Consider the following 25,702-nt stretch of genomic DNA (forward strand, 5'->3'; position numbering starts at 1 on the left):
CTGCAATCGAATAGCCATAAATGCATTCAGGCTTTTTCATTTCACCGCACGGCGACCTGTCGAACGGACACAGCTTGCAAGATGCTAAGAGAATCCGGGCGATTCAAAGAGCCCGCCGCCGAGCGGGCTTTTCTTTGAGTGGCAGTAACAGTACTGACCTGGCCGAAAAGCATGCGCTCTGAAAGAAGCGTACGACGTAAGGCCAGCGCTATTTCATTACTTGTCGACCATCTCTTTAATGGTCCCGGTAGGGACGCTAATCAACATGTATTTGCCCTTGATCTCCACCCACTGCTCATGCTGCTCAGGTGCTTTAAGCTTGCGATTTTTCCAGTCTTTGATTTCCAGGCTCTCACGTTGATATTCAGCCGGGACTATATCGCCAATCTTCATTTCCACTGCGCCGGCACCTGGTCGATCAAGCGTCACGCTAGGCTCATCGGCGGCAAAGGACAGGCTGGACAGTGAGCAAAGCAGCCCGATGGTTAAAGCGGCAAATGGTTTTTTGTAAGTCATCAATTATTCCCTCTGTAGACGTGGCGGAGCGAGTGTGTTGATCAATCCTCTGTCAGATCGGACAGTGCTAAGGCAGGGCTTTCAGAATCCTTTAGCCTACTCATAGCGGACACGTTGCTTACCCAATCAAGCAGACTTTATGAAGAAGCAACCTCAGCTGTGCGCTCGCTGGGGGTGGTATGAGGTTGACCAGCCTGCACAGGAAGCGTTCATTAAAATCCCGGCTAAGTGAGAAGTAATCCCGCTTGAACAATTGCGCAGGGATTTATGCATCATCCTAAAGACAGGATCGGGCATGCTGCATGAGCGCTATTAGCCACCATCCACCGCAACCGACTGAATTTAAGCGGAAAAATATTCCCGGAAAACTGGCACGGCAAATGCGACAGGCATAAGGACATTGCCGGCAAAGATCGGCACCCGCCATCCGTGATAGTGAGGGAATACCATGAACGCCATCGACCTTCTGAAAGCCGACCACGAAAAAGTGAAAAGCATTCTTAGTCAGTTAAGCGAGTCGACTGATCGGGCCGTCAAGAAACGCACGGAACTATTGGAAAAACTTGAACTGGAAGTAAGCATTCATACTCAGCTTGAAGAGGAAATCCTTTACCCGGCCTATAAAGCTGCAGGCGGTAAAGCTGAGGCAGAAATGTACTATGAAGCCAAAGAGGAGCATCGCACAGTCGACTCCCTGGTACTGCCTGACCTGAAGGGCACAGATCCGACAAGCCCGGAGTTCGCCGGTCGCGTGAAAGTGATCAAAGAACTCTTGGAACACCACATTGAAGAAGAAGAAACCGACATGTTTCCTCACGCGAAAAAGATTTTGGGAAAAGCCAAACTTGATGAGCTCGGGGATCAAATGCTTACCCTCAAAGCAAGCCTGAAGAAAAGTTTGACCCCGTCGAAAGCTGCTTGATAAAACCTTTTTGATTTAAACCCAAGCCCGCTACTCAGCGGGCTTTCTGTTACCCATCCTCAAACTAGCCAATAGTAGCCGCACACCACGACTGGTAAAGCTCAGCCCTGATTTATACACCGATCCAATGAAAGGCATTGGTCCGGGCAAACTTGTTGTAAAGCGCCGGTGTGACCTCAGACAGCTTGGCTACGCAACTAGCCCACGACCCGAACCTGCATGCCATGGATCTGAAGTGCATTGCTTTGCGGCGGCCGTAGTCCGCTCAAACTTGCGTTGAGTGCAAGCTTGAGCGCGGTGTTTGGATCCAGTCCGCCGGTGCCATGCAGCCGGCTCAATGCCGCATTCACGCTGAGAGCGAATGAGCCTGCATGGTGATGTCCATGCTGATCGTTTGCATGCGGCATGCGCATGTCCAGAATTTTCAGCTTACCGATCGATATGGAAGGCGCAGCAGAGCCGCTGTTTGGCATGAGCAGCAACTCCAACTCTCAGGCACTGGCAGGTACCGGATACTCCATACGAACATCCACAAGCAGTGAAGCTCCATCCCGGTCCAGTGCATCCAGCAGCACCGCAGCGGGGACGTCCACCTGAGCATCGATGGTTTGGCCTGCGCCTATGCTGTTGGCGCTCAATATGGAGTCGTATACCGTACCGCTGCGTACCGGCGCCAGTGGCAAGGGCCGCGTCTCACCCACAATCAACGGATGATAGGAATAGTCGAAACGATCAGCCTGCAGATAGTGCTGGAGCGGGAGGTCGCGTACCGGCGCCGCATGCTCGTCGCTGAAGAATTCAAAATACTCCCCCGCCCAGGCCTCGAATTGCTCGGGCTCGGGGTGACCAGGGAGGTCTTCGGACGTCTGCATTTCAGTCCACACCTGCCAGAGCCGATCGACATTGGCGTGGTGCAGATAGAACAGCGGATCAATTGGCGAGAACATCGAAAGCATCGTGCCGCCGACCGCGGCATGTACCGAGTTATGCGGCAAGCTCTCCAATAAATCCGAGCCGCTGAATACGCTATGGTGCGGTGCCAGTTGACCACCGAAGCCGACGAATTTTCGCGATGCCAATACTCGGTGAATAGACTCTGCGCTGGTGCCTTGTTTACTATCGTCGTCGAACTCCGGATTGGCCTGGCTAAGATCCCTTGAATTGTTGTTCTGCATAAAATACAGCCGCACCTCCGGAGCGAGGATCTCCAACTCGGTGTAGCCGCGCAGCCCCAACAGCACGCGTTGTCGATCACTGAGTCCGCTCCAGATTCCGTCCAGGGTCTCGTCGAGCTTGTCCCTGAACACATACATGTATTGCTGGAACATATCACTGGTCGGGTCCAGCCCAGCTGAGAAAAATTCCTCGGGCGCGCGCTGCACGTGGGTCCAGTTCCAATACGGAAGTGCGAATGCACTGTTACCGCTCAATTCCCGGCAGATTTTCTCGAACCAGCCAAGATAGATCTGATGCCACGGCAGAAACCACCAGTTTATGTGTGGGCAATCGAGAAGATGGACAAGCGCCTGACGATACCAGTTGCGTGGATCCTGCGGCGGCAGGCGCAACATTGTGGCAATGGCATTGCTGTAGTCCTGCAGAATGCCGACCGGGAAGTCTTGGGCACTGACATCCAGGCGGGTAAATCGTGCGACCCCTGAGCGGGCAGCGGGCAGTGTTTGATTCATCGAGAATAGCGAACTGCTCCCAAGCAGCACGCAAGTGCCAGCAACCCCGGCGCCAACGATAAAACGCCTGCGATTCATGCCATTCATTATCGACCTCCAGATCCAGGCTGAAAAATCGTAAATTTGCGATACCAGCACGGATGCAGATTTGCCATCTGCGTGCCTCCCTGCCAGCAACGCCACGGCGGTGAAACTAACGTTCACCGGCAACGATGAGCGTGAGCGTGTTTCCAATAAATCACAAACAGCGGTCAATCCTTGATCTTGTGCACAGGCCTGCAACCGGGCAAATCGCCGCCGCGGGTTACCCAGTCCCCCACCGATGCGCTGGAGGTGGTGATCAACCTCAACCATGCACCTGCGGGCTTGGATTTATGCAGTGCGTATACGTCCTACCGCGCGGTCAATCAGGCCTGCCGGCCGGTAGAACCCCATTCGCAGGGTGTGCTTTCGGCTGCCGCAACAGCATTGCATGCAGGTGTCGCGGAGAAAGATCGACAACCGACAAAGCCAAAGGCGACACCCTCCTCTGCCAGCAAAACTCCGCCAGGATTTGTCGAAAAATCTTACACATTCAACGCTGCGTACTTGTTTGAGCAGATGCCATAAGTGACCCGGCTCACGATTAGCATCACTTTTGCGCGCCGGGCGCCATCAAGCGATGCAACATGCCTGATATCCTTCCCTGCCAGGAATCCAAGCCCCCCAGCGCTTTCAAGGACGTAGTGAATGAATTCGCAAAATATCGTCCGTTATTGGCACGCCGTCGAACTGCTGCAACCTCAGGCAGTCCCAAAGCTGAAAAAGCGCGACAGCGACTACCAGCCGTTTTTCCAAGACATCCCCACCTCGGCACAAATCCTGCCCTGGATGCCAGCCAATCCTCTGAGCCGACAGCGCCTGCCGAACAAACGCGTATGGAGCCACACGCTCTACGCACACCTCTACAACAACCTGGATGTTTCTCGCCAGCTAGAGACTCTCTACGGCGCTGACCAAGGCTACAAGGAGCCACAACAAAGGCTCACCGCCCTGTACGCACTCAAGTTCAACGATCAAGGAATGATGGTGGTTGATAGCTTGGTGCTATCCAGCGAGGCATGGTTCGTCGGCTGCGCCATCAACAAGAAAGATTGGACACGCGGCTTCGAGGAGACCCAGGACTCCCTCCGCGAACAGGCTAAAAGTCTGCTCAGTGGCGTGGTCCACGCTGCTGACCTGTCACGCCTAACAAGCTATATTCGTCAAACCTTGGGACTCGACAAGTTTTTCGCAGACGAGTCGCGCAAACATCGCTTCCGCTCAGCACCGATCAACCCGAACAAACCCGAACAAGAAGACGATCCGCTCAACAGTTTCCTGCTAAGCGATTTGGCCGACATGGCCGATGCCCTGGCCCGTGGCGAAACCAGCGAACCGTTGGCCCGCTACCTGAGTCATCACGACACCACTCAGCGCCTGCACCTCGACAAGCCCGAAGCAGATCTGGCTCTGATTGATCGCCTCGCCCCCTCGCGCTATGCGACCGGCTGCTGGCCTGCCGAAAGACATTTGGGGTTAGTGCACTCCCAACAATTGGCAGTCAACAGCCTGCTCCAAAACCTCAGTAACAACACCGGCATAATGGGCGTTAACGGTCCGCCAGGTACCGGGAAGACCACCCTTCTCCGCGACCTGATCGCAGCAGTGGTGACACAGCGAGCCGACGTACTGGCCTCGTTGACCAAGGCCTCGGACGCCTTCATCCAGGATGGTCGCGAATCCGCCAACAATGGCGGACTTGAACGCTTTGCCTATCAGCTCAACCCCCGCCTGTTTGGCTTCGAAATGGTGGTAGCCTCCTCCAACAATGGTGCCGTGGAGAACGTCACTCTCGAGTTGCCCCAGCAGGATAAGGTTGACCCATCCTGGCTGCCCGATGCCGAATACTTCAGCGAACTGGGCGAACTCACCAGCGGCAAACCGGCTTGGGCAATGATCTCTGCGGCATTGGGCAGCAAAGCCAAACGTACCCAGTTCGTCGATCGCTTCTTCTATGGCAAGCGTCCACCTAATAAGACCCAAGACGAATCCACACTCTCCCAACCAGAGGCCATCGACAACGGCACCTTGGACGAAGACCTCTACGACAGCGATCCAACGCCCGACGCATCCTTAGCGAACAATACGCAAGACAAGCCAGCCCCCAAGGGCATGCGCGAATGGTTGTCCGAGCAAGTACCACAAATGAAGTTGCTCTCGTCCGCCGAAAAAACCAATTTCTGGCGCACCGCCGTAAAGCAATACCAGGACGCCAAGAACGCCGAACAAGCGATACGCACTCAAGTCAGCGACATTCTGGAACGGGTTCAGGCAGTGATCAGTGCCAAAGCCCGAGTACAACAGAAGGAAAAGGAGCGCCAAGTCCGTCTGACCCAACGCAGCGGTCTTGATGACGAACAAGCTACGCTGGAAACACTGCAACTCACGCCCGCTCGCGAGCAACTGCAACGCGAACTCCAGGCTCTCGAAGCACACCTTGCAAAAAAACCTGGTTTTCTCGCCAACCTATTCAGCCTTTGGGGTGCTTATCGCACGTGGGCAGCTCGGCAACGACTGCTCAATAGCACTTGCAGCTTGGCCAAGGACGCCTTCGACTGTGCGCAACGCCAGGCACAGCGGCTAAGCGGCCGGCTCATCGAACTCAATCAACAATTGGCTAGAGACGAACAGGAGATCAATGAAGCCGTGCTCAACGCCGCCCTGCAACTCGACAAAGCTCGCAGCATTGCCCGAACGGGCAAGGCCAAGCATTTGCAGGTCTGGCTCGAACAAGGTCAGATCGGCAGAGGCAGCGAGATCGAGCTGCTCGAACCATGGATAGTCGAAGGCTGGCGTCAGGCTCGGGCACAGGTATTCATTGAAGCGCTCAAGCTGCACCGCGTTTTCTTCCAGATCGAAGCCTCGCGTTTACGCGCTAACCTGGACTTCATCACCAGCACGCTTACTGGCAGTCAGTATCGGGGGGTGTCCAAGTCCGTGGTACGTTCTGCATGGGCCTCGCTGTTCATGGTAGTACCGGTGCTCAGCAGTACCTTCGCCTCGTTCGCCCGCTCCTTCGGTAGCCTTGGCTGCGCAGAGATTGGCTGGCTGTTGGTGGACGAAGCAGGTCAAGCTACACCGCAGGCTGCAGTGGGCGCCCTATGGCGTTCACGCCGGGCTGTGCTGGTCGGTGATCCGCTGCAATTGGAACCGATCGTCACCGTATCTGATGCCGTGCTCGAACACATGCGTACCCGCTATCAAGTCGATGCACACTGGCTACCCAATCGCCAGTCAGCCCAAACCTTAGCCGACCAGGCCACCCCTTGGGGTCGTATGGCTGGTCCCAAGGACAAGAAACATTGGGTCGGCCTGCCGCTGGTGGTGCATCGCCGCTGTGACAAACCAATGTTCGACCTGGCTAATCGCATCGCCTACGACGGAGCCATGGTCTATGGCACCATCGAGCCTTCTCCCGTCAAAGAAACTCCTGCCGGTCTACTCACCGGCTGGGTGCACGCAAGTGGCCGCTCCTCTGGCAATTGGGTCGACAATGAAGGCAAGGCGCTCGAACGTTTGTTGGCATTGCTAGATAGCTACGGAGTGCCGCTGGATAGCATCGCAGTTATCACGCCCTTTCAGGACGTGCGCAACCAGCTTAGGGATCGATTAGATACCAAGATCGTGCGCGGTACGATTCACACCATGCAAGGTAAAGAGGCTGCAATAATCATCCTTGTCCTGGGTGGGAGCAGTGAAAACGGCGGCGCTCGCGAATGGGCGGTGTCCAAGCCTAACCTGCTCAACGTCGCTGCCACTCGGGCCAAGCGCCGCTTGTATGTGATTGGCGATCGCAATGACTGGAAGCAGCGGAAACTCTTCTGTGACGTTATTGAACTGCTACCAGCTCATTCCCAAATGACCACCGACATCCATCTATGACAAATACCGACGCCTTAAGTACTTCTTCTAACCTTTATACCGAATTAGAGAGCGGGATGGGTTTGGGGTTTTGATCGTTAGAGGTCAACGATTTTCAGCGGCACTACAGGCTTCAAACCACTTGCCTTGGCTTTGCCTTGTTCCCCCTGTTGCATTCAACGGTGGTGCTCCAGCCGCTTTGGGTGAAGACCTGCTCAACCGAGTCCACCAGGTACTCGCCATCGAGCCCTGTCTTGAAGCCTTGGGCGTTGATACTGCGCCCGGCGAACAGGTCGGTACGCCCGGGCATTTCCAGTCGAACAGCAGCGGTAAAGCGGTTGAAGGCTGTCAGCCGAGCTTTGGCCGCTTGTTCGGCGGCAGATTCGTTTGGGTAGATATGCCGGTCGGTGTGTACGGGAGGTAGCCCCTCAGGCGCGTCTTCGTTGTTGTTGCAGTCTGACTTGCTCAGTTGGTCAGCCCGAGGCACTTCGGTCGTCACCGGGCAGATGGGCAACCAACCATTTCGCGCTGCTACGTCATTGACGATACTGCCCAAGCTGACGCCTTCCCAACTGCCACTGTGTGTAGTTTTGCAGCTGCCGCGCATGTCGCTGGCTTTGCCTCGGATCACCAAGGTGTCGGGTGGGCCTGACAACTCAACTTCATCCACGGTGTAACGGCCCAACCGGGCCAGCACTGTGCCGGTCTAGCCAAGGAAGATTTCGATACTGGCCCCGCGATTTGGCAAGGAGACGGCACTGTCGCGGTCATCGATGCGCAGTTCGAAGTCGTCGGACTCCATGCCGGGTTTGTCCGTGGTGCGCATTAATAGCAGGCGGTCATTGATCAACGACGTGATGTCAGCGCCGTTTGCGAAGATGCGAAAGGTGGGGGTCATAAATACTCCAAATTAGAAAATTCCCACACAAAACACAGAATCAAGGAAGGTTTAAAAAAAGCCCAAACAGGCTAGTTTCGCCGCTCGCCTTCTGTCTGCTTGTTGCCACAGTCGCCTTGCCCGCTTATTTATTTGTGAGCACGATAAAATCAATGATCGTTTTCGACGATGCTAAGCGTCAAGCCAACCCTGCCAAGCATGGTCTTAATTTGGCAGATGCTGGCTTGGTGTACGACGCGCCGAACAAGATCACACTCTGCTCGCCTCGACAGGATGAAGATCGGTTGCTGGACATCGCCATGGTCGAGGTTATGGGGGGGCGTTCTGGTGTTGGTTTACGTGGAACGTGACCAGGATATTCGAGCTATCTCATTGCGCCGCGCTTCAAAACAGGAGAGAAAACACTATGCAAACCTCCAGCAAGACTGATTGGGAACGTGTCCAGCGTGAAGCCGATGCCGATGAACCCGTAACCCCAGAGACCGGTGAGTTGTATGACCCCAATGACCCGGCAGCCGTTGATGCGTTCTTCACTCAAGCAACTGTCCGTCGTCGAGGCGAACGCGGACCACAAAAAGCTCCCGTCAAAGAGCGGGTCACGTTGCGGCTTTCTCCACAGGTGGTGGACTACTTCAAAGCGGGTGGTAGCGGCTGGCAAACTCGCTTGGATCAAGCACTGCAACAGTATGTGCAATAGCACCAGAGCTAAGAGTCACCCCCACAACATCACCCCCTCTTCACTCGCCCCCACCGCATCCGGCAAGTGAATCACCAGCCCGCCCCGATACGGTGGCACCTCATCGGCCAGCCCTTGCTTGGCATCGAGCACGGCTTCGACTGTGCAGTCGAGATAGCCGTAAGCCCAGCGGATGCCGATGCTGTGCAGGATGGATAGCGCCTATGCGGATGATGCGCTCGCAACCAATGAATGAAAGTTACTCAAGCCAGCCAATACTTTTACCTAGAAGCCACATTACGAACCCTAAGCTAAGCAGCACTATTCCGCCCCATTGTAAAATTACCAATTTACGCTTGAGCAGTATGGGAAAAGTGCTTAAATCGTCCAGGCAAACACGCCCGCGTTTGACGTAAAAACCGGGGAAAGTAACGATCCCTGAAATACTACCGACCAGCAGCAATTTACCCCAAGGGCCACCTTTTCTTAACTGGGTTAAATGTGCTACGACAGAACTGTTTTTTAAATGTCGCAACATTAAATCCATTTTTGTATACGCAATGCGAAGCGCGATGCCTATCCAAGAAAATACGCCGAGAATTACAGCACCACACAGGTATCCGAAGAAAGACTCAGCAGTATTCATTTAATAGCTTCATAGATAACCTCTCCAGCTTTCTCGCCTATAGAGCCAAACACTTCACCGCCAACATAAGATCCTGCCCCCACAACCACCACGCTACAGACTACTGTACCCACCCCGACAGTTGGTACGCCAATCGCTAAACATATCCCGGCGACGGTTGGGGCCGTTAAAAGCGCACCCGCTATTGCCCCCCCCTCCAATCCCACCAGCAAAATTACCCGCCTCAGTAAACTTAACGCGCTTGCAAGCCTCAGAATTACCCGCCGAACAAACGTCTTGAACCTTCATGTACGAAGCACCACCACCAATACCAGTGCCAATCCAACCACCGAGCTTAAGATATTTAGAGGCCTTGGACACACTGTCAATATGAGTGGCATACCCCGGAATTTGATCTGCACCACCGGCCAACGTCCAGCGGTGAACCAAGCTACGGCTGGAGATCCCGAGCGCACTTTTTAAATTCGGATGGTCTGGAAACCCTATACTCTTACGGGTCAAAGTGGTCAGGTTTGTGTTGAGTTGGGCCAGCAAACGCCTACGCTCCGCAAAAAAGGCTGGGGACCGTAAATGTCCATCCGTTTGGAATGAGCGAATGTGCAATACTTCGACTTCTTTAAAAAGCTTTCTTACATCATCCAGGTTCTTGGCAAACATTGCCTCGCCAATACCTATTGCTGTTGCACCCCGCGCATTAACAGTTTCGATTTCATCGCGGTGTCTGGCCATAAAATCAGCCTCTTCCGGACTAAGCGCTTTTACCGCCTCATTGGCTTTGGCAGCGGCCGCCATCAATATCGCTTCTTCGCGGGTGCATTGCAGGTTGTTGGGATCGCTCAACACAATCATCGAACCGGCATTAACATTGCTCAGCCCGGGGTTGAGTGCATCAAACTTGCTCATCACTGCGGGGTATTGCGACGAGAACAGAGCAGCCTTTAACTGATCGACTGTCGTACTTTTGGGAACAACATAGAAGCCAGGCTCTTGCAGTGGCTGCCTGAACTCTGGCTTTGAGACTGGGAGTGGTTCTCTCTCCCGCTCAACGGGGCTATGAAAACTGCCGGGCCTGCCTTGCCCCGTAATGTGCGCATACCGACCCAAGTTGTCATCGCTTAACGGACTGAAGGGAGCAGCGTCGACCAGCAACAGGTCTCCGTTTTCAACAGCCTCTACGATTTGTTGGTCACTCATTGGCCGACCGAACACATCAACATGAAATAAGTTAAGAGGCGTATGGGGCAAATGCAAAGCAAGCTCGACGTTCGCTTTTGCAAAGAATGGTGATTCTATATTTCTGAAGCTAATTCCGAGTCGTTCGCGATCTTGTCGACGAATAAGGCGCATGCAGTATTTTCCCTAATTAAAACTGACCGCGCCGATTGATACCGGCCAACGTCTTGAAGAGCGCGGACTGTATCGGCCAGTTCTAACAAGGATCTGTCAGACCTTTCCTTTAATTGAGAAGGCTTTATCTATTTCATGCTCGGCCATTTAAAAACGATGCCGTTTGCAGTCATCAACCCCACAACATCACCCCCTCCTCACTCGCCCCCACCACATCCGGCAAGTGAATCACCACCCCGGCCCGATACGGCTGCGCCTCATTTGCCAACCCTTGGTTGGCATCGAGCACGGCTTCGACCGCGCCTTTGAGGTGGCCGTAGTAGTTTTGGCAAAGCGTGTCGAGCACGTCGCCGCTAGCGGTTCTGCAGGTCATCGCCATAGTGTACAAACTCCAAGGTAAAGCCCTGTTTACGGGGGATGCCGCCTTGCAGGAAGGCGCTTTGTTCTTCTTCGATGTTTTTTAAACACCAGTTGCCCAGTACGTCGCCGTAGCGGGTGGTCAGGCCCAGTAGCTGGAGCTGGGCGCCGATGCTACGCAGGGTGTCGAATTGCTTGAGGCCGCCTTTGAAGCCTGGATAGATCGCGCCTTTGAGGGTGAGTCGTTCGCTGCCCATGCCGATGGCCTGTTGGGCTGGTCCGCTGGTAAATGGAGACTTTGCTCAAGGTTAAAAGCAGGTGTTGGGTGCAGGAAGTCTGCAAGATTTAATGGTATTGGGGGATTGCGATGGTGGAGTTGGATACCGTGCTTTTTTTGATTCCACACGGACTCTCTGGGCGAACGTTAAGAACCGGGACAAACGCTTGGTGATGGCCCACACCGTGGCCAAGTGGGTCATTGAGAAGCAGCTAGGTCAGCACAAGTTGTACGTCTTCCCCTTCGGCAAGCAAGACGGAGAAGGCGACGAAACAATGGTTCACCGGGAGAATGGCTCAGCCTGGAAGAAGGCTCGCGTCAGAGCGGCGAAGAGATGGCAGGAAAAGTATTTGCGGCTGGCACATGATGGCTTTTCCAGAATCCGCATTCATGACCTGAAGCACACCTTTGGCGGAAGGCTGCGTGCAGCAGGCGTGACACTGGAAGATCGAAAGGCTTTGCTTGGGCATAAGAGCGGAAGCATTACGAGCCACTATTCTACCGCAGAGCTTGGGCAACTGATCGAAGCGGCAAACAAAGCATCGTCAACTGATTCGCGCGGGCCAGCGTTGACAATCTTGAGGAGGATAAAGGGGTGATCCCCCCGCAAAAGTCCCTGGACATGAAAAAGCCCAACTCGCAAAAGTTGGGCTAAGTCATTGAAAAATATGGTCGGGACGGAGTGATTCGAACACTCGACCCCTAGCACCCCATGCTAGTGCGCTACCGGACTGCGCTACGCCCCGACTAGGCGTTACATCTGTGTTGCGTGTTGCTAGAACGTCGAGAAATATACCTTAAGCTTTTGAAATACGAAAGTATTTTAAATGCAGGTTTATTTGCGAAGTACCAGTAAAACGTCCTCCAATTCGGAGATCGTTTGGCGGATCAGTTGTTTGTATTGCGTGGTGTCGTCTTTGGCTTCATCGCCTGACAGACGCAGACGCGCGCCGCCGATGGTGAAACCTTGGTCGTACAGCAGTGCGCGAATTTGCCGGATCATCAGCACGTCCTGGCGCTGATAATACCGGCGGTTTCCGCGACGCTTTACGGGGTTGAGTTGAGGAAACTCTTGCTCCCAATAGCGCAGCACATGCGGTTTTACCGCACAGAGCTCGCTAACTTCGCCAATGGCGAAGTAGCGTTTGCCTGGGATCGGCGGGAGCTCGTCGTTATGACTTGGTTCCAGCATAGGCCTCTACTCGGGCTTTCAACTTCTGCCCTGGACGAAAGGTGACCACACGGCGAGCCGTGATCGGGATTTCCTCTCCCGTTTTCGGATTGCGGCCAGGCCGCTGTCGCTTGTCACGCAAGTCAAAATTGCCAAAACCTGACAACTTGACCTGTTCATTGTCTTCAAGAGCGTGCCTGATTTCTTCGAAAAACAGCTCAACCAGTTCTTTGGCTTCGCGTTTATTCAGGCCCAGCTCTTCATAAAGACGTTCCGCCATTTCAGCTTTCGTCAGAGCCCCCATACGTCACTTCCTTAACGTGGCGTTCAACCTGTTTTCGAGCGAGGTGAGGATATTTTGTGTCGTGGTGTTCACCTCATCGTCATTAAGAGTGCGCGATGGATGCTGCCAGGTCAAGCCAACTGCAAGGCTTTTTCTAAGCGGATCAATACCTTTACCCTGGTAAACGTCAAATAGCCTTAGGTCTGTGAGCCATTCGCCTGCATTTTCACGGATTACATTCAGCACGTCGCTGGCTGCAACGTCACGATCGGCCAACAACGCCAGGTCACGACGGACTTCCGGGAAACGCGACAGTTCGTGGAATTTCGGCATTTTGCCCGAAGCCACTTCTGCCAATACCAGCTCAAACAGGAACACCGGACGATCCAGACCCAAAGTTTTTGCCAGCTCAGGGTGGATTGCACCGACGTAGCCCACTTCACGACCATCGCGCTCAATGCGAGCGGTTTGACCAGGATGCAGAGCAGGATGGCTACCCACCACGAAGGTGAAGTCATCAAGCGCGCCAGCAAAACCCAGCACAGCCTCAACGTCAGCCTTGACGTCAAAGAAGTCGACTACATCGCGACCTTGCGCCCAGCCTTCCGGCAGACGGGTACCGCATACAACGCCAGCCAGCATCGGCTCTTGTTTCAAGCCTTCCAGTTGCCCTACAAACCGCAGGCCACTTTCGAAAAGACGAACGCGGTCTTGCTGACGATTGAGGTTGTGCTGCAAGGACTTAACCAGGCCCGGCCACAGGGAAGCGCGCATGGCCGCCATGTCGTTGGAGATCGGATTGGCCAGCAACAGAGGCTCAACACCCGGGCTGAACAATTCGAACTGCTTCGGATCGATAAAACTGTAAGTAATTGCTTCCTGATAGCCGCGCGCGACCAACAGACGACGCAATTCCGGCAGTTCGCTACGCGCTTCAGCTTTCGCTTGTGGCGCAAGGCGAGCTTGCGGGTAACGAACCGGAAGACGGTTGTAACCATAAAGACGGGCCAGCTCTTCGATCAAATCAACTTCAAGGCTGATATCGAAACGATGGCTTGGCACTTCTACGCGCCACTGCCCTGCCCCGTCGGCGGAGATGGTCAGGCCCAAAGCGCTGAGCAAACGCTCAACTTCGGCAGGGTCCATTTCCAGACCCAACATTTGGGTGATACGCGCAGCACGCAGGGTGATCGGAGCAATGGATGGCAGGTATTGCTCGTTGACGGTTTCAACGATTGGACCCGCTTCACCGCCGGTGATGTCCAGCAGCAAGCCTGTGGCCCGCTCCATCGCTTCACGTGCCAGTTTCCAGTCCACGCCACGCTCGTAACGATGCGAAGCATCAGTGTGCAAACCGTAAGAACGCGCTTTGCCTGCAACAGCAATTTGATCGAAAAATGCGCTTTCGAGGAACACATCGCGTGTCGTTGCCGATACACCACTGTGTTCACCGCCCATGACACCGGCAATTGCCAATGCGCGGGAGTGGTCAGCGATCACCAGCGTATCGCTACGCAGGGTGACTTCCTGGCCATCAAGCAGAACCAGTTTCTCGCCTTCTTCTGCCATGCGCACGCGAATGCCACCATTGATCTCGGCGAGATCGAATGCGTGCAACGGCTGACCCAGCTCCAGCATCACGTAGTTGGTGATGTCGACAGCAGCGTCGATGCTACGCACGTCTGCACGACGCAGGCGCTCAACCATCCACAGCGGCGTAGGACGGGACAGATCAACGTTACGGATGACACGCCCCAGATAACGCGGGCACGCAGCAGGTGCAAGCACTTCAACAGGGCGGACTTCATCGTGCACGGCTGCAACAGCAGCGACCACAGGACGTTTCACCTCGGCTGCGTAAAGCGCACCCACTTCGCGAGCCAGGCCCGCCAGCGACAGGCAGTCACCGCGGTTAGGGGTCAGGTCAACTTCAATACTGGCGTCTTCCAGGTCCAGATAGACACGGAAATCCTCGCCTACCGGCGCATCGGCTGGCAATTCCATCAAGCCGTCATTGCCTTCGCCAACCTGCAGCTCAGCTTGCGAGCACAGCATGCCGTTGGACTCAACGCCCCGCAGCTTGGCTTTCTTGATTTTGAAATCGCCTGGCAGTTCGGCACCGATCATGGCGAACGGGATCTTCAGGCCTGGGCGCACATTGGGTGCACCGCACACAACCTGAAACGTCTCGGCGCCATTGCTGACCTGGCACACGCGCAATTTATCAGCGTCCGGGTGCTGTTCGGTGCTGAGCACCTCACCCACGACAACGCCACTGAAAACACCGGCGGCCGGCGTAACGCTATCGACCTCAAGACCGGCCATCGACAAACGAGCAACCAGCTCGTCGCGACCTACCTGCGGGTTAACCCAACCACGCAGCCATTGTTCACTGAATTTCATCCTGCTCTCCTAAGAATTCGTTACGACTAGCGAAATTGCGCGAGGAACCGCAAGTCGTTATCGAAGAACAGACGCAAGTCGTTCACGCCGTAACGCAGCATGGCCAGACGCTCAACGCCCATGCCGAAAGCAAAGCCCGAGAACTCTTCCGGGTCGATTCCAGACATGCGCAATACGTTTGGATGCACCATGCCGCAGCCCATGACTTCAAGCCAGCCTGTCTGCTTGCAGACACGGCAGCCCTTGCCGCTGCACATCACACATTCCATATCCACTTCGGCCGAAGGCTCAGTGAACGGGAAGTACGACGGACGGAAGCGCACGGCCAATTCTTTTTCGAAGAAGACCCGCAGGAACTCTTCGATGGTCCCTTTCAGGTCCGCAAAGTTAATATCGCGATCAACCAGCAGGCCTTCGACCTGGTGGAACATCGGCGAGTGAGTGATATCTGAGTCGCTACGGTACACACGGCCTGGGCAGACGATGCGAATCGGCGGCTGCTGCGATTCCATGGTGCGGACCTGTACCGGGGAGGTATGGGTGCGCAACAACATGTTCGCGTTGAAATAAAAGGTGTCATGCATCGACCGGGCCGGGTGATGGCCTGGGATGTTGAGCGCCTCGAAGTTGTGATAGTCGTCTTCGACCTCAGGGCCCTCGGCAATGCCGTAGCCAATGTGGGTAAAGAACTGTTCGATACGTTCCAGAGTCCGGGTAACCGGATGCAGACCGCCGGAGGTCTGGCCACGGCCAGGCAGGGTCACATCAATAGACTCGGCAGACAGTTTGGCGGCCAGTTCAGCCTCCTCAAACAATGCTTTGCGCGTATTGAGAACCTCTGTGACACGTTCCTTGGCAACGTTGATCAGGGCCCCCACTTGCGGGCGCTCTTCTGCCGGCAAATTCCCCAGGGTCTTCATCACCTGAGTCAATTCACCTTTTTTGCCAAGGTATAGAACCCGGATTTGCTCCAGGGCATTGATATCTTCAGCGCTTTGCACAGCCTCTAGTGCTTGAGAGACCAGCGCATCCAGGTTTTCCATGTACAGACTCCAGATACAAAATAGGGGAAGAGCTTGAAGGCTCTTCCCCTATTTAAGACGTTTAGCGCTTGCGCCCACACAGTGAGCGCAAGAACTGTCGGGGGTACTTAAGCCAAGGTGGCTTTAGCTTTCTCGACAATCGCAGCAAACGCCGCTTTTTCGTTCACTGCCAGATCAGACAGAACCTTACGGTCGATCTCGATGGAAGCTTTTTTCAGGCCAGCGATCAGACGGCTGTAAGACAGACCGTTGATACGAGCACCAGCGTTGATACGAGCGATCCACAGAGCGCGGAACTGACGTTTTTTCTGACGACGGTCACGGTAGGCGTATTGGCCTGCCTTGATTACCGCTTGCTTGGCAACACGGAATACGCGTGAACGTGCACCGTAGTAGCCTTTAGCAAGTTTCAGAATTTTTTTGTGACGTTTACGGGCAATGACGCCACGCTTTACACGAGCCATGAGTTACTTCCTCTAGTCTTGATCCAAAAATTAACGAAGGCGCAGCATGCGCTCGACTTTTGCCACGTCAGACGGATGCAGCAAGCTGCTACCGCGCAGTTGACGCTTACGCTTGGTCGACATTTTGGTCAGGATGTGGCTCTTGAAAGCGTGCTTGTGCTTGATACCGTTTGCAGTTTTCAGAAACCGCTTAGCAGCACCACTTTTAGTCTTCATCTTTGGCATGTTCGGATACTCCGCATTCAGTTGATAAACATAACCGCAAGGCCTGCCGTGCCCTGGTGGTTACTTCTTCTTTTTCGGGGCGATGACCATAATCAGCTGGCGTCCTTCCATCTTAGGATGCTGTTCGACGGTCCCGTATTCGGCAAGGTCAGCTTCAACCCGCTTCAACAGTTCCATACCCAGCTCCTGGTGGGCCATCTCACGGCCGCGGAATCGTAATGACACCTTGGCCCTGTCCCCATCACTCAGGAAACGTACCAGGTTGCGCAGTTTTACCTGGTAATCCCCTTCCTCCGTCCCTGGACGAAACTTGATTTCTTTTACTTGAATCTGCTTCTGGTTCTTCTTCGCCGCAGCAATCTGCTTCTTCTTCTCGAAGATCGACTTGCCGTAGTCCATCACCCGGCAAACAGGCGGGACTGCGTCCGCTGAGATTTCTACCAGGTCCAGCTTGGACTCTTCAGCGATACGAAGCGCTTCATCAATCGAGACGATGCCAATCTGCTCGCCGTCAGCGCCAATTAACCGAACCTCGCGTGCCGAGATATTCTCGTTGATCGGGGCTTTCGGTGCAGCTCGTTTATCTTGTCTCATTTCACGCTTAATAATAATTACTCCGAATCTGGGCGACCACGCCGGGAAACCGCTTGCGCGAGGAACTCAGCGAACTGGGCGACGGGCATCGAGCCCAGGTCAGCACCTTCACGAGTACGCACAGCGACAGTCTGCATCTCGACTTCCCGATCTCCGATAACCAAAAGATAGGGAACCTTGAGCAAAGTATGCTCGCGGATTTTAAAGCCGATCTTTTCATTTCTCAAGTCAGACTTGGCACGAAATCCGCTCTGATTGAGAGTTTTTTCAACTTCGGCGGCAAATTCTGCCTGTTTATCAGTGATATTCATGATCACTGCCTGAGTTGGCGCCAGCCACGCAGGGAACGCACCTTCGTAATGCTCGATCAAAATACCGACAAAGCGTTCGAACGATCCGAGGATCGCGCGGTGCAGCATAACGGGATGCTTGCGACTGTTGTCTTCGGACACATATTCAGCGCCAAGACGGATCGGCAGGTTGAAATCGAGCTGTAAGGTACCACACTGCCAGACACGACCGAGACAATCTTTTAGCGAGAACTCGATCTTCGGACCGTAGAAGGCACCTTCACCCGGCTGTAGATCATAAGCCAGACCCGCGCTATCAAGCGCCGAAGCCAATGCACTTTCAGCACGATCCCACAGCTCGTCGGAACCTACGCGCTTCTCAGGGCGAGTCGACAGCTTGAGCTCGATGTCTTTAAAGCCGAAGTCTGCGTACACATCCAGAGTCAGCTTGATGAAAGCGGCGGACTCGGCCTGCATCTGCTCTTCAGTGCAGAAAATATGCGCATCATCCTGAGTAAACGCACGAACACGCATGATGCCGTGCAAGGCACCCGACGGCTCGTTACGGTGGCAGGCACCGAACTCAGCCAGACGCAGTGGCAACTCACGGTAGCTCTTCAGCCCCTGGTTGAACACTTGCACGTGGCAAGGGCAGTTCATCGGCTTGATCGCGTAGTCGCGGCTTTCCGACTCAGTAGTGAACATGTTTTCAGCGTAGTTAGCCCAGTGACCGGACTTTTCCCACAGGCTGCGATCCACTACCTGAGGAGTCTTGATCTCAAGGTAGCCATTGTCGCGCTGCACTTTGCGCATGTACTGCTCAAGCACTTGATACAGCGTCCAGCCATTCGGGTGCCAGAACACCATGCCCGGCGCTTCTTCTTGAGTGTGGAACAAGCCCAGACGCTTACCGATTTTGCGGTGGTCGCGTTTTTCGGCTTCTTCAATACGCAGAACGTAAGCAGCCAGCTGCTTTTTGTCGGCCCAGGCAGTGCCATAAATACGCTGCAGTTGCTCGTTTTTGGCATCGCCACGCCAGTAGGCGCCCGACAGCTTGGTCAATTTGAACGATTTCAGAAAACGTGTATTCGGGACGTGAGGTCCGCGACACATATCAACGTATTCTTCATGGAAGTACAGACCCATGGCCTGTTCGTTCGGCATGTCTTCAATAAGACGCAGCTTGTAGTCTTCGCCGCGTTTGGCAAACAACTCGATCACTTCAGCACGCGGCGTCACTTTCTTGATGACGTCGTAATCTTTTTCGATCAGTTGCTGCATGCGCTGCTCGATAGCCGCCATGTCATCCGGAGTGAACGGACGCTCAAAGGCGATATCGTAGTAAAAACCTTCGTCAATAACAGGACCGATCACCATTTTGGCTGTCGGGTACAACTGCTTGACTGCGTGGCCGACCAAGTGAGCGCAAGAGTGACGAATAATCTCCAGCCCCTCTTCATCCTTGGGCGTAATGATTTGCAAGGTGGAGTCATGTTCGATCAGGTCGCAGGCATCAACCAGCTTGCCGTTGACTTTGCCGGCCACAGTGGCCTTGGCCAAGCCTGCACCAATGGAAGCAGCGACCTCGGCCACAGAGACCGGATGATCGAATGAACGTTGACTGCCGTCGGGAAGAGTAATAGTTGGCATGGCGCCTCCTCTCCTAGTGGTGACCCCTACCAAAGGTCACGTGGGTTGGGATGAGCCAGTACGCGATTCGGTGGTGTACCTGCCTCACAGTGGCAGGAGCCTTGCGGCCAACCGAAAACCGAACCAGAGTGACTGGAATTCAAATCAAAAGTTTATGGCGTTGTCTGGCGGCTCAAGAGCTCACCCTCACACAAATCAGCCAAGGGCGGCATGCTAACACAGATGCCTGAGCCTCGCCCCTCCCTCTTTTTTTACGTAAAAAACAGCCAGCGAATTTTGCGAAATGATGAACTTGAGCTTAATTAGTGCCTCAGATAGTGAGCGACATCATTTCAGATTCAGCGATCACAAGGAGCATCACATGCGCATGACTCATCTTTTGGCTTTCGCCGCACCACTGGCACTGTTGCTGCCGCTGAGCGCCCAGGCTGCCTGGCCCAAAGACTTGAAAGCTCAGTACACGGCCCAATGCGTGCCCGCAGCTGCAAAAACCATCGGCGAAGAAGCTGCCAAAGCGCACTGCGCATGTGGTGCCGATAAAATCGAAAAGAACTTCACCACGGCTCAAATCAAAGAACTGATGGGCCCGGCAGGCGCTAAAAATCCTCAGCTCCAACAAGACGCGCTGAATGCAATCGCGGAGTGCAAAGCAAGCCCTCAACCCAAGAAATAGGGTTTTGTAAGGCAATAAACAAGACTAAAACGGCCAAAATGCAGTTTTGAACTAAAAAATATGCCTCATTAGTTGCTTTTTTTTACGGCCGTTTTCGCCCTAAAAGCCCCATAAAACGGGGCCCCAAGGCTTTTTAAGCGCCAGACAAAAGCTAACAATGCTGCAAACTACAGCTCAGGGGGGGTCCCAAAGCGCACATTTCGACTATGATAGCCAAGTGTGCCCAGTTGGCCTGAGCAGCACAGTACTACTGAAAATATAAGTTTCTTGGAGATACACCATGTCTAATCGCCAAACCGGCACCGTAAAATGGTTCAACGATGAAAAAGGCTTCGGCTTCATCACTCCTCAAGGTGGCGGTGACGACCTGTTCGTACACTTCAAAGCTATCGAAAGCGACGGTTTCAAAAGCCTGAAAGAAGGCCAAACCGTTTCCTTCGTGGCTGAGAAAGGCCAAAAGGGTATGCAAGCTGCACAGGTTCGTCCGGAGTAAATCTCCCGCGAACTAAAAAACCCCGTCCATGTGACGGGGTTTTTTATGCCTGAAACTCGGCTACATGCCGTTAGCCGCAGTTAACGCGGGTAATGACAGCGTTGTCATCGGCATTCAGGTTCAAACGATCAGAACGGTACTCAAGGGTGATCATGTCGTGCGGCGACAAGATCCGCGCAGTCTGCGCGCCAGCCTTGATACGGGCTTGCTCCAGCAGGCTTGCAGAGGCTTTTTGGCCAATCGCAAAATCGGCAGCTTTGGCATCGCAACGCGTATGCCCAGTGTCAGCAACAGGCTCCTTCACAGCATCGTGCGTGCTGCTGCACCCAGACAGCACTGCGACTGCCAACAATGAACCCAATGATGCTAGCTTCCAGGACATGAAGCCTCCTTAAGATAAATAGTCAGAACCCTTGCGACAGCGTTTGCGCATATAGGTTGCATGTGGACTGATAGCATTTTCGGATCAGGCCTACAGTCGCAAGAGTTTGCCCGACTGAATAACGACTGCGCACGCCTAATCGTGACGAAATATGTACAAACCATAAACCGTCATCAATTCAGGCATCTCCGCCGTGGCTACGGGTAAAGACGGATACGCCGGCAGCGAGCACATGAATAATTTCACCATTCTGATCGCCTCAAGATGACATTTTGCTAAAATCGCGTTTTTGAAACCCCTCATGAGATACCCATGACAACAGTCAGCATCGATGCAGATATCAAAGCCAAGTGGCCGCAAGGGCAATGCTCTTATAGCCCAGGTAGCCCGGAAGAGCTGGCCATCATCAGCATTGATCTTCTGGTCAAAGAGCTGGGTACAGAGGCTGCAAGAGCGTTTGTCAGCCAGGTGTTTGAAAAATACAAACCTGCCGACAGCCCAAAATCAGTCTGAGCCCCCCCTCCTCGCGCTCCCTCCAAAAGCATCGCCAAAACCCGTTTGGTAGATCGCCACTCTGCATTTCAACACACTGTAAGCAGTCGAATCCCCGAACAGACAACACCTCGAATGTTCGGGATTCCGTCCCTGCGCATAAAACCAAATAAAAAATTCAAAATATCTCCTTACAAAACAACAAGTTACAAAAAATACAAATTGGCACTGATAGTGGCATGGAGTGTGCTGCCCTTCCTTCGGCTCATGCCTTTGCAATGACGTGCGCCGCGCCAATCTGAGCGCCTACTAATAAGAGAGAGAACAATGAAAACAGCAGTCTTGAAATCAATTATTCCGGGCGCCCTGGCCCTCCTTCTGGCTATGCCGGCAGCTCAGGCCCAAGAAGCCGCCGCCAAACCTAACGTGGTCATTCTGGCAACCGGCGGCACCATTGCAGGCGCAGGCGCCAGCGCAGCCAACAGCGCAACTTACACCGCAGCCAAAGTGGGCATCGACCAACTGATTGCGGGTGTTCCTGAGTTGAGCCAATTGGCAAACGTGCGTGGCGAGCAAGTCATGCAAATTGCCTCAGAGAGCATCACCAACGACAACTTGCTGCAATTGGGGCGCCGGGTTGCCGAGCTGGCAGACAGCAAAGATGTCGACGGAATTGTGATCACCCACGGCACCGATACCCTGGAAGAGACCGCCTACTTCCTCAACCTGGTTGAAAAAACCGACAAGCCAATCATCGTCGTTGGCTCCATGCGCCCGGGCACTGCAATGTCCGCTGACGGTATGCTCAACCTGTACAACGCGGTAGCGGTAGCCGGTAGCAAAGAAGCTCGCGGCAAAGGCGTACTGGTGACCATGAACGACGAAATCCAGTCGGGTCGTGATGTCAGCAAAATGATGAACATCAAGACTGAAGCATTCAAAAGCCCCTGGGGCCCACTGGGCATGGTGGTTGAAGGCAAATCCTACTGGTTCCGCCTGCCCGCCAAGCGTCACACCATGGATTCTGAATTCGACATTAAAAACATCAAGTCCCTGCCTAATGTCGGCATCGCCTACTCCTACGGCAACGTAGATGACACCGCTTACAAAGCACTGGCACAAAACGGCGCCAAAGCGATCATTCACGTAGGCACCGGCAATGGTTCGGTATCGTCTCGCGTCGTCCCGACCCTGCAAGAACTGCGCAAAGATGGCGTGCAAATCATTCGTTCTTCCCACGTAAACAACGGCGGGTTCGTACTGCGCAACGCAGAACAGCCAGACGACAAATATGACTGGGTTGTCGCTCACGACCTTAACCCACAAAAAGCCCGCATCCTGGCCATGGTCGCCCTGACCAAAACCCAAGACAGCAAAGAGCTGCAGCGGATGTTCTGGGAATACTAAAAACCCGCGCCAAACGCCTCCCGGCGTTTGGCTTCCTACCACTCATTCGCCCGGATGAGTGGTCTATTTGCTTGATTCTCTTCTTGTTTTCGCACTAAACCGAAAAAACGCAGTCCCATCCCGGCAGCGCGAGCATTGCAAACAGTTGCCAAATCTCTCGCAGTAAAATACTGTATGCGCATACAGCTAACCAAGGATTGCATCATGGCTAAAAAAGGGGCGAAAGAGCCTACCCTTCCAAGTCCGTACGAAGTTTTCGGTATGCGCATACAAAAAATCATCAGCTCGCCTAAAGCCCAAAAAGACCGGATGGCGGTGCTTGAACGGCAAGAAGGTGACAACCCGGAGTTCTGGGAACGCTTGCTGGAAGAAATCTCCGAAAACGACAACGTCACCATCGCTCACCGTGATTGTGGCGGCGTGAATGTTTTCTGGACCGTATCTGAGGAAGACTGAGTCAATGAGGGTTCGTTTACTGGCATTTGCCAGCCTCTTTACCGTGTTAAGCGCACACGCCGCAGCCCCGCAAACATTCAACGAAGCCAAAAAGGTCGCCTGGAAACTCTACGCCCCGCAATCAACCGAGTTTTATTGTGGCTGCAAATACACTGGCAACCGCGTCGACCTTAAAGGCTGCGGTTACGTCCCGCGTAAAAATGCCAATCGTGCAGCGCGTATTGAATGGGAACACATTGTTCCCGCCTGGCAAATTGGCCATCAGCGCCAATGCTGGCAAAACGGCGGACGAAAAAATTGCACCCGTAACGACCCTGTCTACAAAGTGGCAGAAGCCGACTTGCACAACCTGGTGCCCAGCATTGGTGAGGTTAACGGTGATCGAAACAACTTCAGTTTTGGTTGGCTGCCCGCACAATCCGGTCAATACGGGTCTTGCCTGACACAAGTTGATTTCAAAGCCAAAAAAGTCATGCCGCGCCCGTCCATACGCGGCATGATCGCGCGCACCTACTTCTATATGAGCAAGCACTACAACTTGCGCCTCTCCAATCAGGATCGGCAACTGTATGAGGCCTGGAACAAGACCTACCCGGTGCAAGCCTGGGAGCGCCAACGCAACCAGGCAGTGGCCTGCGTGATGGGTCGCGGCAACGAATTTGTCGGCCCGGTTAACCTCAAGGCCTGCGGCTAAGGTCGTTACATGCCCTTCAGACGCTGCAGGGCATGTAAAACGAACCGTTATCCACTTTATGCTGACGCGGCACTGGGCACTTGCAGCACAGCGGGTTGCCGAGTGCCGTCAATGATTTCGACCCAAAGGAACCCTTCGGCTTCGGTTGGCGGCTCAATCAGACCGAAAACGCTTTTCATCGCCTCTTCTGGCACCCTTTTGTCAGGCGTGCGACTGGCATTGCGCGAGAGCGCTTGCTCAAGCGACGCTTTAACGAAAATCGCAATCACCGGTGCCCCGTGTTCACGGGCGATCGATAGCAATTGTTCTCGATGGCGCCGAGCGGGCAGTGCGGCGTCAAAGGCTATCGCGCGATGACCCAAGCGCCCCAGATTTTCGGACACCCAATGGGATTTTCCCGCGCCCTGCACACCCATCACCAGATACACAAATACCCCCGCAGGCGCCTGCGCCAACTGCTTCGAGAGCCGTTCATAGGCATGCGCCCACGCCTCGATATTACGTTCGGGGGTAAATTCACGCCCAGACGCGGTTTCGAGGTAGTCATCCGGGTTAATCACCTGGCTCCCATCAGGCACCTGAACCTTGCCGTGTTTTTGCAGCTTGCGAACCGTTGGATCATCGTCACGCGGGCCCAGGTCTTCCCAGCCGTTACGCTGATAAAACAACCAGGCAGGCGTGTTGGTAGGGCTGGCCGACAAGCGCAGCGAGGTGCACCCCAAAGCGCCCAGATACTTCCAGGCGTACGCTTCGAGCAGGGCACCGAGCCCTCGCCCGCGGTATTGCGGTGTCAGATAGAACAAATTGACGTAGCCCACCGACTCAATGTTCGGCACCAGGCCCATCTCTATCTGCCCAATGATCTGCTCGCCATCCCACACATGAACGACAGATCCAGCCAATGCGGCCGCCTTCTCCTTCACCCACGTGATGTAAGACTCAACGCCCTTGCCATCCGCGCCATAAAAACGGTCAGCAGAGCCGAAGCCGCAGACAAAAGTGTCGGCTCTGAAGCGTATGCACGTTTCAAGGTGAGCATTTAAGTCCGCAGGCCTGAATGTAAGTGCGCCAAAATCGCTGTGCTGCGTCATAAAGTCTGCCCCCCGTAAACATCAAAAACCGTCACACACGCGCCGCGCCCGGTCAAGCATACTGCCCTATCGCACATCAGCCGTTCCGCAACGCCTTCTTCTTTTCAGATCAATACCACAGTGAGCAGCACAATGCGCCAACGCCCCTCCTCCCGATTACTGGTCATAAGCCCCGGAAATCGCGTACTCCTTTTCCGCTTCACCCATAAGACAGGCGCTTTGCAAGGTCAAGAATATTGGGCAACACCCGGCGGAGGCGTAGAGCCTGGAGAAACCTTTGAACAGGCCGCCATCCGCGAATTACATGAGGAAGTCGGTATTGTCACTGCCGATGTGGGTGCAGAGTGCGCACAACGGGTGTTTGAGATGCAACTGCCTGACGGCGCTTGGGTGATGGCCGATGAGCGTTTCTTTATCGTGCACGTGGACGTTGAGCAGGTCAGCGATGGCGGCTGGACCGCTCAAGAACGCGAGGTCATGACCCAGCACCGCTGGTGGTCTCGCGAAGAATTACAGCAAACATCTGCGCTGTTTTTCCCACAAGACCTGCTGTCGATACTGGGCTTGCACTTGCCCTGAACCGCTTTGCACTCCCCGGGACTACAAGCTCCGTACGAACCCT

General features: G+C 54.3%; 28 protein-coding genes, 1 tRNA gene and 3 pseudogenes. 12 read left to right on the plus strand and 20 right to left on the minus strand.

Features of this window, described 5'->3' with window-relative positions:
• Window positions 1-216: 216 nt before the first annotated feature.
• Window positions 217-516, minus strand: coding sequence for an RcnB family protein (locus tag GHO32_RS07415; RefSeq protein WP_048369322.1), 300 nt, complete (start codon window positions 514-516; stop codon window positions 217-219).
• A 448-nt stretch (window positions 517-964) separates the two neighbouring features.
• Between GHO32_RS07415 and GHO32_RS07420 the strand changes: the two genes are divergently transcribed.
• Window positions 965-1,438: a hemerythrin domain-containing protein gene (locus tag GHO32_RS07420; RefSeq protein ID WP_048369323.1), complete on the plus strand. Its 474-nt coding sequence runs from the start codon at window positions 965-967 to the stop codon at window positions 1,436-1,438.
• A gap of 197 nt (window positions 1,439-1,635) precedes the next feature.
• Here GHO32_RS07420 and GHO32_RS07425 read toward each other — a convergent pair whose 3' ends face one another.
• Window positions 1,636-1,911, minus strand: coding sequence for a hypothetical protein (locus tag GHO32_RS07425; RefSeq protein ID WP_153334668.1), 276 nt, complete (start codon window positions 1,909-1,911; stop codon window positions 1,636-1,638).
• Between the two features lie 18 nt (window positions 1,912-1,929).
• Window positions 1,930-3,480 carry a tyrosinase family protein gene (locus tag GHO32_RS07430; protein ID WP_153334670.1) on the minus strand — a complete coding sequence of 517 codons (1,551 nt, stop codon included), beginning with the start codon at window positions 3,478-3,480 and terminating at the stop codon, window positions 1,930-1,932.
• 375 nt (window positions 3,481-3,855) lie between these two features.
• On the opposite strand from GHO32_RS07430, the gene GHO32_RS07435 reads away from it, so the two are divergent.
• Entirely contained in the window at window positions 3,856-7,089 is a 3,234-nt protein-coding gene (locus GHO32_RS07435) for a DEAD/DEAH box helicase (protein ID WP_153338158.1), read from the plus strand.
• Window positions 7,090-7,166: 77 nt separating this feature from the next.
• On the opposite strand, the pseudogene GHO32_RS07440 reads toward GHO32_RS07435, so the two are convergent.
• A pseudogene (locus GHO32_RS07440) lies at window positions 7,167-7,966 on the minus strand (phage late control D family protein).
• Between the two features lie 152 nt (window positions 7,967-8,118).
• Between GHO32_RS07440 and GHO32_RS07445 the strand changes: the two are divergent.
• Both GHO32_RS07445 and GHO32_RS07450 read left to right on the plus strand, forming a co-directional pair.
• Window positions 8,119-8,316: a BrnT family toxin gene (locus GHO32_RS07445; RefSeq protein WP_256665483.1), complete on the plus strand. Its 198-nt coding sequence runs from the start codon at window positions 8,119-8,121 to the stop codon at window positions 8,314-8,316.
• Between the two features lie 56 nt (window positions 8,317-8,372).
• Window positions 8,373-8,663 carry a BrnA antitoxin family protein gene (locus GHO32_RS07450; protein WP_153334672.1) on the plus strand — a complete coding sequence of 97 codons (291 nt, stop codon included), beginning with the start codon at window positions 8,373-8,375 and terminating at the stop codon, window positions 8,661-8,663.
• Window positions 8,664-8,678: 15 nt separating this feature from the next.
• Here the strand turns inward: GHO32_RS07450 and GHO32_RS07455 are convergent, their stop codons facing one another.
• From GHO32_RS07455 to GHO32_RS07475, 5 genes and pseudogenes are all read right to left on the minus strand, one after another.
• Complete coding sequence (locus tag GHO32_RS07455; protein WP_368668400.1) at window positions 8,679-8,855, minus strand: tail protein X; 177 nt, start codon at window positions 8,853-8,855, stop codon at window positions 8,679-8,681.
• Between the two features lie 46 nt (window positions 8,856-8,901).
• Entirely contained in the window at window positions 8,902-9,288 is a 387-nt protein-coding gene (locus GHO32_RS07460) for a hypothetical protein (RefSeq protein WP_153334676.1), read from the minus strand.
• Between the two features lie 93 nt (window positions 9,289-9,381).
• The gene (locus GHO32_RS07465; RefSeq protein WP_256665482.1) at window positions 9,382-10,635 is read right to left on the minus strand and encodes a hypothetical protein; all 1,254 of its coding nucleotides are present in this window, start codon (window positions 10,633-10,635) and stop codon (window positions 9,382-9,384) included.
• 172 nt (window positions 10,636-10,807) lie between these two features.
• On the minus strand, window positions 10,808-11,014 hold the full coding sequence (locus GHO32_RS07470; RefSeq protein WP_153334678.1) for a tail protein X: 207 nt from the start codon (window positions 11,012-11,014) through the stop codon (window positions 10,808-10,810).
• Window positions 10,989-11,270, minus strand: a pseudogene (locus GHO32_RS07475) (phage tail protein); the annotation flags it as partial. The gene GHO32_RS07470 and the pseudogene GHO32_RS07475, both read right to left, overlap by 26 nt.
• A gap of 20 nt (window positions 11,271-11,290) precedes the next feature.
• Here GHO32_RS07475 and GHO32_RS07480 point away from each other — a divergent pair.
• Window positions 11,291-11,868: pseudogene (locus GHO32_RS07480) on the plus strand (tyrosine-type recombinase/integrase); the annotation flags it as partial.
• A 70-nt stretch (window positions 11,869-11,938) separates the two neighbouring features.
• Here GHO32_RS07480 and GHO32_RS07485 read toward each other — a convergent pair.
• From GHO32_RS07485 to thrS, 9 genes are all read right to left on the minus strand, one after another.
• A tRNA-Pro gene (locus tag GHO32_RS07485) sits at window positions 11,939-12,015 on the minus strand.
• Between the two features lie 89 nt (window positions 12,016-12,104).
• Window positions 12,105-12,461 (minus strand): MerR family transcriptional regulator, encoded by a 357-nt coding sequence (locus GHO32_RS07490; protein ID WP_019829202.1) that lies wholly within the window; start codon window positions 12,459-12,461, stop codon window positions 12,105-12,107.
• The gene (gene ihfA / locus GHO32_RS07495; RefSeq protein WP_002553164.1) at window positions 12,442-12,744 is read right to left on the minus strand and encodes an integration host factor subunit alpha; all 303 of its coding nucleotides are present in this window, start codon (window positions 12,742-12,744) and stop codon (window positions 12,442-12,444) included. The genes GHO32_RS07490 and ihfA overlap by 20 nt, the downstream gene beginning before the upstream one ends.
• A 3-nt stretch (window positions 12,745-12,747) precedes the next feature.
• A complete protein-coding gene (gene pheT, locus GHO32_RS07500) occupies window positions 12,748-15,126 on the minus strand; it encodes a phenylalanine--tRNA ligase subunit beta (RefSeq protein WP_153336231.1) in 2,379 nt (792 codons plus the stop codon).
• Window positions 15,127-15,152: 26 nt separating this feature from the next.
• Complete coding sequence (gene pheS, locus GHO32_RS07505; RefSeq protein ID WP_153336230.1) at window positions 15,153-16,169, minus strand: phenylalanine--tRNA ligase subunit alpha; 1,017 nt, start codon at window positions 16,167-16,169, stop codon at window positions 15,153-15,155.
• Between the two features lie 107 nt (window positions 16,170-16,276).
• Window positions 16,277-16,633 (minus strand): 50S ribosomal protein L20, encoded by a 357-nt coding sequence (gene rplT / locus GHO32_RS07510; RefSeq protein ID WP_048369333.1) that lies wholly within the window; start codon window positions 16,631-16,633, stop codon window positions 16,277-16,279.
• A 30-nt stretch (window positions 16,634-16,663) separates the two neighbouring features.
• The gene (gene rpmI / locus GHO32_RS07515) at window positions 16,664-16,858 is read right to left on the minus strand and encodes a 50S ribosomal protein L35 (RefSeq protein ID WP_002553160.1); all 195 of its coding nucleotides are present in this window, start codon (window positions 16,856-16,858) and stop codon (window positions 16,664-16,666) included.
• A 60-nt stretch (window positions 16,859-16,918) separates the two neighbouring features.
• Window positions 16,919-17,470, minus strand: coding sequence for a translation initiation factor IF-3 (gene infC / locus GHO32_RS07520; protein ID WP_173430611.1), 552 nt, complete (start codon window positions 17,468-17,470; stop codon window positions 16,919-16,921).
• Window positions 17,470-19,392, minus strand: coding sequence for a threonine--tRNA ligase (gene thrS / locus GHO32_RS07525; RefSeq protein WP_153336229.1), 1,923 nt, complete (start codon window positions 19,390-19,392; stop codon window positions 17,470-17,472). Before thrS ends, infC begins: the two co-directional genes overlap by 1 nt.
• A 361-nt stretch (window positions 19,393-19,753) precedes the next feature.
• On the opposite strand from thrS, the gene GHO32_RS07530 reads away from it, so the two are divergent.
• Both GHO32_RS07530 and GHO32_RS07535 read left to right on the plus strand, forming a co-directional pair.
• Complete coding sequence (locus GHO32_RS07530) at window positions 19,754-20,065, plus strand: hypothetical protein (protein ID WP_153336232.1); 312 nt, start codon at window positions 19,754-19,756, stop codon at window positions 20,063-20,065.
• A 280-nt stretch (window positions 20,066-20,345) separates the two neighbouring features.
• Complete coding sequence (locus GHO32_RS07535) at window positions 20,346-20,558, plus strand: cold-shock protein (RefSeq protein WP_003179963.1); 213 nt, start codon at window positions 20,346-20,348, stop codon at window positions 20,556-20,558.
• A gap of 70 nt (window positions 20,559-20,628) precedes the next feature.
• Here GHO32_RS07535 and GHO32_RS07540 read toward each other — a convergent pair whose 3' ends face one another.
• Window positions 20,629-20,940, minus strand: a complete 312-nt coding sequence (locus tag GHO32_RS07540; protein ID WP_153336228.1) for an I78 family peptidase inhibitor — start codon at window positions 20,938-20,940, stop codon at window positions 20,629-20,631.
• Between the two features lie 312 nt (window positions 20,941-21,252).
• On the opposite strand from GHO32_RS07540, the gene GHO32_RS07545 reads away from it, so the two are divergent.
• The 4 genes from GHO32_RS07545 to GHO32_RS07560 all read left to right on the plus strand — a co-directional run bounded on the left by GHO32_RS07545 (window position 21,253) and on the right by GHO32_RS07560 (window position 23,989).
• Window positions 21,253-21,453, plus strand: coding sequence for a hypothetical protein (locus GHO32_RS07545; protein ID WP_153336227.1), 201 nt, complete (start codon window positions 21,253-21,255; stop codon window positions 21,451-21,453).
• A 306-nt stretch (window positions 21,454-21,759) separates the two neighbouring features.
• Window positions 21,760-22,839 carry an asparaginase gene (locus GHO32_RS07550; RefSeq protein WP_048369339.1) on the plus strand — a complete coding sequence of 360 codons (1,080 nt, stop codon included), beginning with the start codon at window positions 21,760-21,762 and terminating at the stop codon, window positions 22,837-22,839.
• A gap of 204 nt (window positions 22,840-23,043) precedes the next feature.
• Window positions 23,044-23,295: a DUF1654 domain-containing protein gene (locus GHO32_RS07555; protein WP_048369340.1), complete on the plus strand. Its 252-nt coding sequence runs from the start codon at window positions 23,044-23,046 to the stop codon at window positions 23,293-23,295.
• 4 nt (window positions 23,296-23,299) lie between these two features.
• Window positions 23,300-23,989, plus strand: a complete 690-nt coding sequence (locus tag GHO32_RS07560) for an endonuclease (RefSeq protein WP_048369341.1) — start codon at window positions 23,300-23,302, stop codon at window positions 23,987-23,989.
• Window positions 23,990-24,045: 56 nt separating this feature from the next.
• Here GHO32_RS07560 and GHO32_RS07565 read toward each other — a convergent pair whose 3' ends face one another.
• Window positions 24,046-24,891 (minus strand): GNAT family N-acetyltransferase, encoded by an 846-nt coding sequence (locus GHO32_RS07565; protein ID WP_178113851.1) that lies wholly within the window; start codon window positions 24,889-24,891, stop codon window positions 24,046-24,048.
• A gap of 321 nt (window positions 24,892-25,212) precedes the next feature.
• On the opposite strand from GHO32_RS07565, the gene GHO32_RS07570 reads away from it, so the two are divergent.
• Window positions 25,213-25,659 (plus strand): NUDIX hydrolase, encoded by a 447-nt coding sequence (locus GHO32_RS07570; protein ID WP_153336225.1) that lies wholly within the window; start codon window positions 25,213-25,215, stop codon window positions 25,657-25,659.
• Window positions 25,660-25,702 lie beyond the last annotated feature (43 nt).

Source organism: Pseudomonas sp. FSL R10-2189 (assembly GCF_009600325.1).
Taxonomy (GTDB): domain Bacteria; phylum Pseudomonadota; class Gammaproteobacteria; order Pseudomonadales; family Pseudomonadaceae; genus Aquipseudomonas; species Aquipseudomonas helleri.

Coding starts and splice junctions, on each gene's coding strand:
- GHO32_RS07415 (WP_048369322.1), bottom strand. CDS start 516: ATGACTTACAAAAAACCATTTGCCGCTTTAACCATCGGGCTGCTTTGC.
- GHO32_RS07420 (WP_048369323.1), top strand. CDS start 965: ATGAACGCCATCGACCTTCTGAAAGCCGACCACGAAAAAGTGAAAAGC.
- GHO32_RS07425 (WP_153334668.1), bottom strand. CDS start 1,911: ATGCCAAACAGCGGCTCTGCTGCGCCTTCCATATCGATCGGTAAGCTG.
- GHO32_RS07430 (WP_153334670.1), bottom strand. CDS start 3,480: ATGGTTGAGGTTGATCACCACCTCCAGCGCATCGGTGGGGGACTGGGT.
- GHO32_RS07435 (WP_153338158.1), top strand. CDS start 3,856: ATGAATTCGCAAAATATCGTCCGTTATTGGCACGCCGTCGAACTGCTG.
- GHO32_RS07445 (WP_256665483.1), top strand. CDS start 8,119: ATGATCGTTTTCGACGATGCTAAGCGTCAAGCCAACCCTGCCAAGCAT.
- GHO32_RS07450 (WP_153334672.1), top strand. CDS start 8,373: ATGCAAACCTCCAGCAAGACTGATTGGGAACGTGTCCAGCGTGAAGCC.
- GHO32_RS07460 (WP_153334676.1), bottom strand. CDS start 9,288: ATGAATACTGCTGAGTCTTTCTTCGGATACCTGTGTGGTGCTGTAATT.
- GHO32_RS07465 (WP_256665482.1), bottom strand. CDS start 10,635: ATGCGCCTTATTCGTCGACAAGATCGCGAACGACTCGGAATTAGCTTC.
- GHO32_RS07470 (WP_153334678.1), bottom strand. CDS start 11,014: ATGGCGATGACCTGCAGAACCGCTAGCGGCGACGTGCTCGACACGCTT.
- GHO32_RS07490 (WP_019829202.1), bottom strand. CDS start 12,461: ATGCTGGAACCAAGTCATAACGACGAGCTCCCGCCGATCCCAGGCAAA.
- ihfA (WP_002553164.1), bottom strand. CDS start 12,744: ATGGGGGCTCTGACGAAAGCTGAAATGGCGGAACGTCTTTATGAAGAG.
- pheT (WP_153336231.1), bottom strand. CDS start 15,126: ATGAAATTCAGTGAACAATGGCTGCGTGGTTGGGTTAACCCGCAGGTA.
- pheS (WP_153336230.1), bottom strand. CDS start 16,169: ATGGAAAACCTGGATGCGCTGGTCTCTCAAGCACTAGAGGCTGTGCAA.
- rplT (WP_048369333.1), bottom strand. CDS start 16,633: ATGGCTCGTGTAAAGCGTGGCGTCATTGCCCGTAAACGTCACAAAAAA.
- rpmI (WP_002553160.1), bottom strand. CDS start 16,858: ATGCCAAAGATGAAGACTAAAAGTGGTGCTGCTAAGCGGTTTCTGAAA.
- thrS (WP_153336229.1), bottom strand. CDS start 19,392: ATGCCAACTATTACTCTTCCCGACGGCAGTCAACGTTCATTCGATCAT.
- GHO32_RS07530 (WP_153336232.1), top strand. CDS start 19,754: ATGCGCATGACTCATCTTTTGGCTTTCGCCGCACCACTGGCACTGTTG.
- GHO32_RS07535 (WP_003179963.1), top strand. CDS start 20,346: ATGTCTAATCGCCAAACCGGCACCGTAAAATGGTTCAACGATGAAAAA.
- GHO32_RS07540 (WP_153336228.1), bottom strand. CDS start 20,940: ATGTCCTGGAAGCTAGCATCATTGGGTTCATTGTTGGCAGTCGCAGTG.
- GHO32_RS07545 (WP_153336227.1), top strand. CDS start 21,253: ATGACAACAGTCAGCATCGATGCAGATATCAAAGCCAAGTGGCCGCAA.
- GHO32_RS07550 (WP_048369339.1), top strand. CDS start 21,760: ATGAAAACAGCAGTCTTGAAATCAATTATTCCGGGCGCCCTGGCCCTC.
- GHO32_RS07555 (WP_048369340.1), top strand. CDS start 23,044: ATGGCTAAAAAAGGGGCGAAAGAGCCTACCCTTCCAAGTCCGTACGAA.
- GHO32_RS07560 (WP_048369341.1), top strand. CDS start 23,300: ATGAGGGTTCGTTTACTGGCATTTGCCAGCCTCTTTACCGTGTTAAGC.
- GHO32_RS07570 (WP_153336225.1), top strand. CDS start 25,213: ATGCGCCAACGCCCCTCCTCCCGATTACTGGTCATAAGCCCCGGAAAT.